This window comes from Massilia violaceinigra (assembly GCF_002752675.1).
Classification (GTDB): Bacteria; Pseudomonadota; Gammaproteobacteria; order Burkholderiales; family Burkholderiaceae_D; genus Telluria_A; species Telluria_A violaceinigra.
On the sequence record NZ_CP024608.1, the window covers coordinates 4,023,674 to 4,036,491 of the forward strand.

The 12,818-nt window shown below is 66.4% G+C and carries 6 protein-coding genes; 5 read left to right on the forward strand and 1 reads right to left on the reverse strand.

Features of this window, described 5'->3' with window-relative positions:
* Positions 1–99: 99 nt before the first annotated feature.
* From CR152_RS18045 to CR152_RS18065, 5 genes are read left to right on the forward strand one after another with little or no spacing between them, the layout of a single operon-like run.
* Entirely contained in the window at positions 100–1,374 is a 1,275-nt protein-coding gene (locus tag CR152_RS18045) for an efflux RND transporter periplasmic adaptor subunit (protein WP_099876702.1), read from the forward strand.
* 10 nt (positions 1,375–1,384) lie between these two features.
* On the forward strand, positions 1,385–4,483 hold the full coding sequence (locus CR152_RS18050) for an efflux RND transporter permease subunit (protein ID WP_099876706.1): 3,099 nt from the start codon (positions 1,385–1,387) through the stop codon (positions 4,481–4,483).
* On the forward strand, positions 4,480–7,707 hold the full coding sequence (locus tag CR152_RS18055; protein ID WP_099876709.1) for an efflux RND transporter permease subunit: 3,228 nt from the start codon (positions 4,480–4,482) through the stop codon (positions 7,705–7,707). The genes CR152_RS18050 and CR152_RS18055 overlap by 4 nt, the downstream gene beginning before the upstream one ends.
* Before the next feature lie 8 nt (positions 7,708–7,715).
* Positions 7,716–9,101 (forward strand): efflux transporter outer membrane subunit, encoded by a 1,386-nt coding sequence (locus tag CR152_RS18060; protein WP_229413440.1) that lies wholly within the window; start codon positions 7,716–7,718, stop codon positions 9,099–9,101.
* Between the two features lie 9 nt (positions 9,102–9,110).
* Entirely contained in the window at positions 9,111–9,611 is a 501-nt protein-coding gene (locus CR152_RS18065; protein WP_099876714.1) for an SET domain-containing protein, read from the forward strand.
* 2 nt (positions 9,612–9,613) lie between these two features.
* Here CR152_RS18065 and CR152_RS18070 read toward each other — a convergent pair whose 3' ends face one another.
* Positions 9,614–12,760 carry a WG repeat-containing protein gene (locus CR152_RS18070; RefSeq protein WP_167399908.1) on the reverse strand — a complete coding sequence of 1,049 codons (3,147 nt, stop codon included), beginning with the start codon at positions 12,758–12,760 and terminating at the stop codon, positions 9,614–9,616.
* Between the last annotated feature and the right edge of the window lie 58 nt (positions 12,761–12,818).

Genomic DNA, 12,818 nt, shown 5'->3' on the forward strand with positions numbered 1-12,818 from the left:
CCGCTTTGGGGCTTGAACCTGCCCCGGCCGAAACATGTCAAACCCCTTGTCCATGCTAGAGTTCCTTCAATAATCGTTGCAATCAAGACAAGGAAATGCATGAACCCATCACCCTCCCAGCCACGGCGCGGCCGCCGTGCCAAGCTTATCGGTAGTGTGATTGCCGTACTCGCCATGGCCGGACTGGGCGGACTCGCCTGGTACCTGACCCACCAGAGCCCGGCCAGCGGCCCTGGCGGCGCGCCGGGCGCGGCTTCCGGCCCGGGCGGTGTCGGCGGTGGCCGTGGTGGACGCGGCGGCGGCATGGCCACCACGGTCGGCGTGGCCACGGCCGAACGCACCGACATCCCGGTCATCCTCGACGCTCTCGGCACGGTCACGGCGGCCGCCACGGCCACGGTGCGCCCGCAAGTGGCGGGCATCCTGCAAAAGATCCACTTCAGCGAAGGACAGCTGGTCAAGGCGGGGCAGGTGATGGCCACCATCGATCCGCGCCCGTTCGAGATGGCGCTGATGCAGGCGTCCGGCACGCGCCAGCGCAACGAAGCGCAGCTCGATAGCGCCAAGGTCACGCTGGAGCGCTACCGCACCCTGCTCACGCAGGACTCCATCGCGCGCCAGGAGGTCGATACCCAGGCCGCGCTGGTCAAGCAACTGCAAGGCACCGCCATGACCGACCGCGCGGCCGAAGGTGTGGCGCGCCTGAACCTGAGCTACACCCAGGTCAAGGCGCCGATCACGGGCCGGGTGGGCCTGCGCGTGATCGACATGGGCAACCTGGTCGGCAGCGGCGACGCCAACGGCATCGCCGTCATCACCCAGCTCTCGCCCATCGACGTCGAACTCGCGGTGCCGCAAGACCGCGTGCCGGACCTGCAGGCGCGCATTCGCGACAGCGCCAGCCTGGCCGCCACCGCGTTCGACCGCACCCGTACCACCTCGCTCGCCAGAGGTGAATTCAAGGCGCTCGACAACCAGGTCGATGTGCAGACCGGTACCGTGCGCGCCAAGGCGCGTTTCGCCAACGGTGACCAGGCGCTGTTCCCCAGCCAGTTCGTCAATCTGCGCCTGGAGATGCGCACCATCAAGGATGCCGTCGTGGTGCCGGTGACCGCGCTGCGCCACGGCAGCACGGGCGACTTTGTCTACGTGCTCAATGCCGCCGAACGCACGGTCGCCGTGCGGCCCGTTACGCGCGGCCAGGCCACGGTGGACAAGGTGGAAGTGAAAACAGGCCTGAAAGCGGGTGAGCAGGTGATTACCGAAGGCGCGGACCGCCTCAAGGATGGCGCCAAAGTGACCCTGCCGACCGACAAGCCGGCTGTCGGCGCCGGTGGTGGCCGTCGCCGCCAGCGCGAAGGAGCGCCGAAATGAAGGGCGTGCGATGAATCCGTCCGCCCCGTTTATCCGGCGCCCGGTCGCCACCTCGCTGCTGATGCTGGCGATCGTGCTGGCCGGCTTCGTCGGCTTCAAGTTCCTGCCGTTGTCGGCGCTGCCGCAGGTCGACTTCCCCACCATTCAGGTGCAGACGCTGTATCCAGGCGCCAGTCCGGAAGTCATGGCGCGTACCGTCACGGCGCCGCTGGAACGCCGCTTCGGCCAGATGTCCGGCCTGCAGCGCATGAGTTCCACCAGCGCCTCGGGCGTCTCCATCGTCACCCTGCAGTTCGGCCTGGGGCAAACGCTCGACGTGGCTGAACAGGAAGTACAGGCGGCCATTAACGCCGGCGGCTCGCTGCTGCCGGCCGACCTGCCGGCGCCGCCGGTGTACGCCAAGGTCAACCCGGCCGACGCGCCGGTGCTCACGCTGGCCATTACGTCCGACACGGTGCCGCTGACGGAAGTACAGAATCTGGTCAACACGCGCCTGGCGCTGAAAATCAGCCAGGTGTCGGGCGTGGGCCTGGTTACCCTGAGCGGCGGGCAGCGGCCGGCGGTGCGCATCCAGGCCGATACCGGCGCGCTGGCCACCTACGGCCTTGGCCTGGATACGCTGCGCAGCGCGATCTCGGGCGCCAATGCCAACAGCGCCAAGGGCAACTTCGACGGTCCCACGCGCTCTTACGCAATCAACGCCAACGACCAGCTCCTGACCGTGCCCGATTACGAAAAACTGATCGTCGCCTACCGCAACGGCGCCCCGGTGCGCCTGTCCGACGTGGCCAAGGTGGTCGACAGCGCCGAAAACGTCAAGCTGGGCGCCTGGGCCAACATGAAGCCGGCCATCATCCTCAACGTGCAGCGCCAGCCGGGCGCCAACGTCATCGCCACGGTGGACGCCATCAAGGCGCGCCTGCCCGAGCTGCAGGCCAGCCTGCCCGGCGCGCTGCGGCTCGACGTGCTGTCGGACCGCACCACCGGCATCCGCGCCTCCGTCACCCACGTCGAACTCGAACTGCTGCTGGCCGTGGCGCTGGTGGTGCTTGTGATTTTCGCCTTCCTGCACAGCGTGCGCGCCACCGTGATTGCCAGCCTTGCGGTGCCGATCTCGCTGATCGGCACCTGCGGCGCGATGTACCTGCTCGGCTACAGCCTGAATAACCTTTCCCTCATGGCGCTGACGATCGCCACCGGTTTCGTGGTCGACGACGCCATCGTCATGATCGAAAACATCGCGCGCTATATCGAAGAAGGCGAAACGCCGATGGCGGCCGCCGTCAAGGGCGCCGCGCAGATCGGCTTTACCATCATTTCGCTGACGGTGTCGCTGATCGCCGTCCTGATTCCGCTGCTGTTCATGGGCGACGTGGTGGGGCGCCTGTTCCGCGAATTCGCCATTACCCTGGCCATCACGATCCTTATTTCGGGCGTTGTGTCGCTGACCTTGGTGCCGATGATGTCGGCGCGCTGGCTGCGCAGCCACGAAGACGAAAAACCGGGGCGCATGGCGCAACGCACCCAGGCATTTTTCGACCGCGTGATCGTACGCTATGACCACGCGCTGAACTGGGTGCTGGCGCGCCAGGGCCTGACTTTGCTGGTGGCGCTGGCCACGCTGGTGCTCACGGCCGTGCTGTATGTGCTCATTCCCAAGGGCCTGTTCCCGACCCAGGACACCGGCCAGCTCCAGGCGCGCGTGGAAATGCGCCAGTCGATTTCGTACGACCGCATGGCCGAACTGCAGCAGGCGGCCGGCAAGGCAATCCTGGCCGATCCGGATGTGGAGTCGCTCAGTTCCAACGTCGGCGTCGACGCGGCCAACAACACCATGCTTCACACCGGCCGCATGCTGATCAACCTGAAACGCGACAAGGCGTCCAGCCAGGCCGAGATCATGCAACGCCTGCGCCGCCGCGTGGCCGAGGTGGCCGGCGTCACCCTGTACCTGCAACCGACCCAGGACCTGACCATCGACGCCGAAAGCGGTCCGACGCTGTACCGCGTCTCGCTCGAAGGAGCCGACAGCGCCACGGTCAGCCAATGGGCGGGCACCTTGGTCAGGCATCTGCAGCAGAACAGGCAGGTGACGAATGTGGTGACCGACGCCGGCGCCACGGGCGTCTCGGCTTTTGTCAGCATCGACCGCGATACCGCGTCGCGCCTGTCGGTCACGGCCGCCTCGATCGACGACGCCCTGTACAGCGCCTATGGCCAGCGCATCGTCTCGACCATTTTCACCGAGACCAATCAGTACCGCGTGATCCTGGAGGCGCAGCGCGACCCGCACATGTCGATCGCCGCCCTGGGCCTGTTGCCGATCAAGACCGGCTCCGGCAAGACCACGCCGCTGTCGGCGGTGGCAAGCATCACCGAGCAGCCGGCGCCGCTGCAAATCACCCACGTGGCGCAGTACCCGGCCACCACCATCGGTTTCGATACCGCGCCGGGCGTCTCGCTGGGCCAGTCGGTGGAGGCGATTCGCGCCGCCGCGCTTGAGATCAAGCTGCCGGCGTCGGTCAGCATGACCTTCCTCGGCGCTGCGGGCGCCTACCAGGCGTCGCTGTCGAACCAGCTGTGGCTCATTCTGGCGGCGGTGATATGCGTCTACATCGTGCTCGGCGTGCTGTACGAAAGCTATGTGCATCCGCTGACGATTCTGTCCACCTTGCCGTCGGCCGGCGTGGGCGCGCTGCTGGCGCTGATGATCAGCGGCCAGGACCTGGGCGTGATCGGCATCATCGGCATCATCCTCCTGATCGGCATCGTCAAGAAAAACGCCATCATGATGATCGACTTTGCCATCGAGGCCGAACGGGAGAAGGGCATGGCCCCGCGCGAGGCGATCCAGCAGGCCGCGCTGCTGCGCTTCCGCCCGATTTTGATGACTACCCTGGCCGCGCTGTTCGCGGCGGTGCCGCTGATGCTCGGCTGGGGCGAGGGCGCCGAACTGCGCCGCCCGCTCGGCCTGGCCATCTTCGGTGGCCTGATCGTCAGCCAGATGCTCACGCTGTTTACGACGCCGGTGATTTACCTCGGCTTCGACAGTCTGGCGCGGCGCTGGTCGCGTAAAGACGCCGTTACGGCGGGCGAGGTAGCCAAGTGAATTTGTCCGAGCCTTTCGTACGGCGTCCGATCGCCACCGTCCTGCTCACGCTCGGCATCGCGCTTGCCGGTATCGGCGCGTTCTTCGTGCTGCCGGTCTCGCCGCTGCCGCAGGTGGACTTTCCGACCATCTCGGTGAGCGCATCGCTGCCGGGGGCCAGTCCCGACACCATGTCGACCAGCGTGGCCACGCCGCTGGAGAGGCGCCTTGGCGTGATCTCCGGCGTGAACGAAATGACCTCGTCGAGCGGCAGCGGCTCGACCCGTGTGAGCCTGCAGTTCGATTTGAACCGCAAGATCGATTCGGCCGCGCGCGAAGTGCAGGCGGCCATCAGCGCCGCGCGCGCCGACCTGCCGTCCACCCTGAAGAGTAACCCGACCTACCGCAAGGCTAATCCGTCCGACGCGCCCATCATCATCCTGGCGCTGACGTCGAAAACCAAATCGCCGGGCCAGATCTTCGAGTCGGTATCGAACCTGGTGCAGCAAAAGCTGGCGCAGGTGCAGGGCGTGGGCGACGTGGAAATCGGCGGCGGCTCATTGCCGGCCGTGCGTGTCGAGCTGCTGCCGTATGCGCTGAACCGCTACGGCATCTCCACCGAAGACGTGCGCGCCGCGATCCAGTCGACCAATGCCAACCGGCCCAAGGGCGCGATCGAAGGCAACGGCATGCGCCTGCAAATCTATTCGCAGGCCAGCACCGCCACGGGCGGACGCAGCGCGGCCGACTACCGCAGCCTGGTGGTCGCCTGGCGCAACGGTGCTGCCGTGCGCCTGGACGACGTGGCCCAGGTGATCGACGGCGTCGAAAACGTCAATACATTGGGTCTGTTCAACGGCCAGCCGGCGGTGATCGTGCTGATCACGCGCCAGCCCGGCGCCAACGTCATCGAAACGGTGGACGGCGTGCGCGCCCTGGTGCCCATGCTGCAGGCGCAGCTGCCGCAGGATGTGAAGCTGGAAGTGGCGTCCGACAGCACCAACTCGATCCGCTCCTCGCTGGCCGAGATCGAGCTGACGCTGATGATCTCCATTTTGCTGGTGGTGCTGGTGGTCAGCCTGTTTTTGCGCAGCGTACGCGCCACCATCATTCCGGCGGTGGCCACGGTGGTGTCCCTGCTCGGCACGTTCGGCGTGATGTACATGCTGGGTTTTTCACTGAACAACCTGTCGCTGATGGCGCTGACCGTGGCCACCGGTTTCGTGGTCGACGACGCCATCGTCGTGCTGGAAAATACCGCCCGCCACATCGAAAACGGCATGGACCGCATGCAGGCGGCGCTGCTCGGTGCACGCGAAGTCGGTTTTACGGTGCTGTCGATCAGCCTGTCGCTGGTGGCGGTGTTCATCCCGCTGCTGTTCATGGGCGGGCAGGTGGGCCGCCTGTTCCGCGAATTCGCCGTCACCCTGTCGGCGGCGGTGATGATTTCGCTGGTCATTTCGCTCACCACCACGCCGATGATGTGCGCCTGGCTGCTCAAACCCACCGACCATGAGCGCAAGCCGGGCCGGCTTGCGCGTTGGGCCGAGCGCGGTTTCGACCGCATCCACAAGGCCTATGAGCATTCGCTCGACTGGGCACTCGACAGCATCGCGCTGGTGATGCTCATTTTCGTGTTCGTGATCGGCCTGAACGTGTACCTGTTCAGCGCCGCGCCGAAAGGCTTCTTTCCGCAGCAGGACACGGGCCAGATCAGCGGCGGCATCCGCGCTGACCAGAGCATTTCGTTCCAGGCCATGCAGGCCAAGTTGAAGCAACTGGTCGACATCATCCGGCGCGATCCGGCGGTGGCCACGGTGGTTGGCTTTACCGGCGGCGGACGGGCCGGCGGTGGTTTCATGTTCATCAACCTGAAACCGGTGTCCGAACGCAGCGATGGCGGCCAGGCCGTGATTGCGCGCCTGCGCCCGCAACTGGCCAAAGTGACTGGCGTGTCGATGTTCCTCAATCCGGTGCAGGATCTGCGCATGGGCGGGCGCCAGTCCAACTCGACCTACCAGTACACCTTAAAGAGCGACAACCGGGCCGACCTCAAACTGTGGGCCGGCAAGCTGGCCGACGCCATGAAACGGCAGCCTGCGCTGGTCGATGTCGACACCGACCAGGCCGAAAACGGGGTCGAGATGTTCGTCCAGATCGACAAGGACAGCGCCGCGCGCCTGGGCATCAACCCGCGCGACGTCGATAATGCGCTCTACAACGCCTTCGGCCAGCGCCAGGTGACGACCATCTACGATGAACTCAATCAGTACAGCGTGATCATGGGCGTGGCAAAGCAGTACCAGCAGTCGCCCGAGGCGCTGAACGATGTGTACGTGCCTTCGCGCGGCACCGCCAGCGCCGGTGGCACCGCCAGCGCCGGTGGCGCGGCCGCGCCTGCCAACACCACCGCGGCGCGCGATCCGTCCAGCGGCCAGGCCCTGAGCAGCGAAGCGACCACCATGGTGCCGCTGTCGGCCATTGCCAGCTTTGCCGAAAGCTCGACGCCGACCTCCGTCAACCATCAGGATGGCGAACTGGCCACGACCGTGTCGTTCAACCTGGCGCAGGGCAGCAACCTGGCCGATGGACAGGCGGCTGTGAAGCAGGCGGAGGCCGACATCGGCATGCCGAACAATGTGCGCGGCAGCTTCCAGGGTACGGCGCGCGCGGCCGACGAGTCGAACAAGGAGCAGCCGATGCTGATCGCCGCGGCCATCGTCGTCATCTACATCGTGCTCGGCATCCTGTACGAAAGCCTGGTGCATCCGATCACCGTGCTCTCGACCCTGCCGTCGGCCGGCGTGGGCGCGGTGCTGGCCCTGCTGCTGTTCAAGATGGAGTTTTCGATCATTGCCCTGATCGGCGTGTTTTTGCTGATCGGGATCGTGAAGAAGAATGCGATCCTGATCATCGACTTCGCGCTGGAAGCGGAGCGCACGCGCGGCCTGACCCCGCTCGAAGCGGTGCGCGAGGCCTGCCTGCTGCGTTTCCGCCCGATCCTGATGACGACCCTGGCCGCCGCACTGGGTGCCTTGCCGCTGGCGATCGGCTTCGGCGAAGGTTCGGAGCTGCGCCGCCCGCTCGGCATCGCCATCATCGGTGGCCTGATCGCCAGCCAGGTCCTGACCCTGCTCACCACGCCGGTGGTCTACGTCGTCATGGACAAGCTGCGCCGCCGCAGCCCTGCCGAGCGCCAGCTCGGTCATCACGCCGACAACGCTGCCTCACCTAATCCACAATGAGTAATCCTATGCGCGCAATTGAGTTCCTTCGCCTTTTACCGCTGGCCGCTTTCCTGCTTGGCGGCTGCGCCGCCGGCCCGGCGTATGTGAAGCCCGGCACGCCCGAACCGGCGGCATTCAAGGAAGCGCAGGGCTGGTCGCCCGCCGCCCCGGCCGATGCGCTCGACCGCGGCCCGTGGTGGACCCTCTTCAACGATCCGGTCTTGAACGAACTGGCGGGGCAGATCGAGGTGTCGAACCAGAACGTGGCCGCCGCCGTGGCCTCGTATGCGCAATCGCGCGCGCTGGTGCAGCAGCAGCGCGCCGGCCTGTTCCCGAGCGTGTCGCTCAGTACGAGCGGCGAGCGTTCGGGCACGCGCAATGCCGGCGCCGACAACAATTACCGTCTCAACATCGGCACCAGCTGGGAGCCTGACCTGTGGGGCCGCCTGCGCGCCGGCGTGACCGCGGCCAGCGCCAACGCCCAGGCCAGCGCCGCCGATTTGGCCTCGGCGCGCCTGTCGGCCCAGGGCGAACTGGCGGCCAATTATTTTGTGGTGCGCCAGACCGACGCCCAGGCGGCGCTGCTGGCGACGACCATCGAAGGCTACCGGCGGGTGCTGCAGATCACGCGGAACCGCTTCGACGCCGGCATCGCCACCAAGTCCGACGTGCTGCAGGCGCAAACGCAATTGGCTAACGCCCAGATCGACGCCTTGTCGCTGGCGCGCCAGCGCGCCCAGTTCGAGCACGCCATCGCCATCTTGCTGGGCAAGGCGCCGGCCGACTTCACCCTGGCAAGCGCACCATGGCAGCCCTTCGTGCCTGAGATTCCCGTCGGCGTGCCATCGGCGCTGCTGCAGCGCCGGCCCGACATCGCCGCCGCCGAGCGGCGCGTGGCGTCGGCCAATGAGCAGATCGGCATCGCGCGCTCGGCCTATTATCCGAATATCAGCTTGAACGGCTCCGTGGGCAACGCGGGCAGCCGCGTGTCGGACCTGTTCAGCGCCTCGAACGCGCTGTGGTCCTTCGGCCTGAGCGCCGCGCAAAGCCTGTTCAATGCCGGCGCCACGCGCGCCAGCGTGGCGGGCGCCGAGGCCGGGCAGCAGGCGGCGGTGGCGCGCTACCGGCAGACGGTGCTCGACGCCTTCGGCGACGTGGAAAACCAGCTCTCCGCCACGCGCGTGCTGGCGCAGCAGCTGGTGCTGCGGCGCCAGGCGTCCGAGTCGGCCGATCAGGTCGAGGCGCAGATGCTCAACCGCTACAAGGCGGGGCAGGTGGGATACAGCGACGTGGTGCAGGCCCAGGCCAGTGCGCTGTCGGCGCGGCGCGCGCTGGTGCAGGCGCAGGGCGACCGCCAGAGCACCGCAATTTCGTTAATTCAGGCATTGGGCGGCGGCTGGCAAGCGCAGTAAAATAGACGTATGAACACCACACCCTCCACATCCAGCAAAACCGAGCCCGCCTGTTACGAAGTGCGGCGCTCCACCATCCACGGCAATGGCGTCTTCGCCACCCGCGATATCGAACCGGGGGAGCAGATCGCCGAATACACGGGCGAGCGCATCTCGTCCGACGAATCGGCGGTGCGCGCCGAAGCCGGCGGCGGCCCGGTCAACCACACCTTTTTCTTTTCGCTGGCCGATGGCATGGTGATCGATGGCGGCTGTGGCGGCAACGATTCGCGCTTCATCAACCACGCCTGCGAACCGAACTGCGAAGCGCAGGAAGACGAGGGCAGAGTGTTCATCTACGCGCTGCACCCGATCATGCGCGACGAAGAACTCAAATACAACTACGCGCTGATCTACGAAGAGCGGCACACGCCGGCCGTCAAGAAAGCCTTCGAATGCCGCTGCGGCGCGCCGACCTGCACCGGCACCATGCTGGCGCCAAAGAAGCGCAAGCGCGCCAAGGCAGGCTGACCTCAGCCAGCCTTGCCCGTGCTGCGGAAGGCGGGCGGCACCCGGCTTTCGCGCTTGTTATTGGTGCGCACGGCCAGCGCGTAGAGTGCGGCCGTCATCAGGCGTTTCGGCACATGCGCTACCGCCTCCGGGTCGATGCCGACCGCCAGGTCCACCATCGCCCGGGTGATGCGGCGCCCGGGGATTTGCGACAGCACCAGCGGATTGGAGCGCAGTTCCTCGAGCACCATTGCCTCGTCGGCTTCATTGAAAGCGCTGCGCGCGATGGTGCGCAGCCAGTCCGTGTCGACCGCCGGCCCGAATTCGGGCTCGTATTCGCTGCATAAGGACCGCACCTTGGCTGCCTCCCCGGCAGCCCGAAACGCCTGCCCGTTCGCGCGGTATGCGCTGGCCAGCACGTAGTGCATGTGCGCGGGATCGTCGACATGCCCGAGGGCCAGCAGCGCGTCGCTGATCGCGCCTTCCCAATTCCTGTTCCACAGCCGGGTCCAGGCACGCAGTGCGTGCCAGCGGCAGCCGGTTTCCTTTGTCCCGGCCGGGCCCTGATGGCGCGCGATGATGCTTGTGGCGATATCTTCCTTGAGCGCGTCCGGCACGCCGGAAAACGCCTGCGTGTTGCGCTTGACCGCCGCCAGGCAAAGCTCGGGGCTGCGCAGCGCTTCGGGCAGGTAGCCCAGCGACATCGGATCGGTCTTGATCCAGTCCCGGCATACATCGGCGCTCAGGAGAGCCTCGGGGATCAGCGCAAGATCGCCGGCATCGACGCGCATGACCATGTCCGCCGTGATGGATGCCCGGGGGATGTGGCGCAGGTTGGCGCTGCTGCCGAGTCGGACCGTGGCGTACATGGTTTCGCTGCGCAGCCACAGGGGGACCGAGCCGAGATCGGCGCCGGCCGCCAGGGCCCTCATGCAAAATTGTTCGTCGATCAGGCAACCCCAGACGTCGTAAAGGCAGTTGACGTCAAACGTGGTGGGGACGCGCGAGCCGCGCTTGTCGCGCCGGCACCAGTCATCGTCATCGCCGTACAGCGAGCGGGCCAGGGCCAGTCCCTCGGCCGTCATGCAGCGGCCCGGCACATCCGCGGCGTGATCGGCGCCACGCCTGATGATGCGTTCCAGCCGTGCCGGCGTTTGCAGGTGCGCCGGCAGTTCCTGGAGGGCGTCCGCGTCGCGCTCGACGGCGTAGTCCGCGACGGCGTCGTCGATCAGTTCCGGCGGCATGTGCGTGATGGCGTGTTTCGCACCATAGGCCCAGTCAAACCATTCCTGCGCGGTTTGCGGCACGGGTTTTACTTCGACCGCTGGCGCCGGAGCGGCCGGGCAGCGTCCTGCGAGCGCGGCCTCCAGCGTCTCCTTGGAAGGGGAGCAAAGCAGGCGGATGTTGTGCCATTCGTTGCCGTCGCCATTGTCGCTTTCCAGGTCTATGGACAGCCATAACTGGTTCGATTCGGGCCGGGGCGCATCCGGACCGGCAATCGGCTGGCGCAGCGCGACCTGCCATGCAGGCAGGCCGTCCCCGGGCGAGCCGTCCGGAACGTCGGGGTCCGGGTCGGCCGGCCCGAAGTGCGCAACCAGTCGCTCCATGCAACGCGTGTACATCGCTTCGGACATCCGCTCGCGTTCATAACTGAGGAATTCATACACGGCGTTTACGTGTCCGTCCACGTAGGACTGATAGATGCGGCGTGAGGTGCTGACCGATTTTGCCAGCTTCTCGTCGCTGTCGAGGTCATCGTCCTCATCCTCGTCGTCCTCGTCGTCCTCGTCGTCATCCTCATCCTCATCCTCATCCGTGCCGTCGGGCGCTTGCAGCAGGGCGTCGATATTGTGCAGTTTTTCTTCCGCCTTCAGCATCATCGCTTCCACGAAGGTGATCAGATCGTCCACGCTATCGATCGCTTCGAGCAGCGCATCGGCGGACACGGAGAAAAACGGATGGGGCATGTGCTGCGCCGCATGTGGCGCTCCTTGCCAGAGAAGGGCGCCAGCGGCGTCGTACAGTGCCGCATGGCGGCCTTTCGGCCCGCGCTCGGCGCGCAGGCGGTACGCCACGCGCGCATCGCGGTCGAGCAGGGCGACGCTCTTGTCGCTGGCGATGAAGGCAGCCAGGGGCGTATTCGCCTCGGCCGATACAACCATGCAGTCGTCATCCGTTACCGGTTCGAGCACGTCGGCGGGTGGCATGGCAATGCTTGCGTCGTCCCTGGCAATGGCCCATACGGGCGGCAGATCGACGGCGCCCTGCGGTGTTTGTTCGACGCCGGCGAAGCGCGCGATGCCGAATCCGAACTGGTTGAAACGGTGTGCCCAGCTGACGTACACGCCGAAGTCCAGCGTTCCTTGCGCGTTGACGTACGCGCCGTTGGCTTCCACCGCGAACCCGCACGACATGCTCGGCGACAGGCGCCGCTTGTGGCGGATCACGTGCTCGCCGCGCGCGTTGATATAGCCGCCATCGTCCCAGCGCTCGCCGGCTTCTTCGCAGTAGGCCAGGCCGTCTGCATTGAATTGGCCGATCTTCCGGTGGCAAGGCTGCAAGATCCACTCTCCCCGCAGGCCGATCAGCCCAAACAGCTCACCGTCTTCCGAGGCCGGCGCCACACCTTGGGCGCTGAACGCCAGTGCCCTTGCGAAGCGCGGCGCGATGGCCCAGTCGCCGCTGGCGTCGATGTAGCCGAACAGGTCGCGCTTGGTGCTTGCCACGGCCAGGCCGGCGGCGCTGAAGCTACGCGCTTCGCGGAAGGCGCCTTTGAAGGCTGGCTTGCCGCTGGTGTCGATGTAGGTCCATTTGTTCGCGGCTGTCCGCACGGCTGCCAGTCCTGCGCTAAACGCCTGTGCGTCTTCGTACTGCGGCGCGATGACGGTGTTCCCTGTCAGGTCAAGATAGCCCCATCGCCCATCGCTGCAAAAGCGCGCCAGGCCGTTGTCGGCAAAGGTACGCGCCTTGTCGAGCGTCGGCTCGATCACCCACGCGCCGTGCGTATCAAGGTAGCCATAGCGGCCATCGGCCGCCTGGGCCGCCGCGATGCCGCCGCCCTGGCCATTGTCGTGGAAAGCACCCAGGACGTGGTTCAGGGCCGGGGCGGGCTGTGTTACCTGGCCATGGTTCAGCACCAGCAGGTAGGGCTCTTCATCGGGGGCATGCATGTAATTTCGGATGAGGATTGGCTGCTCGATCATGTGCGGACGGCTTTCGTGTGAGTGA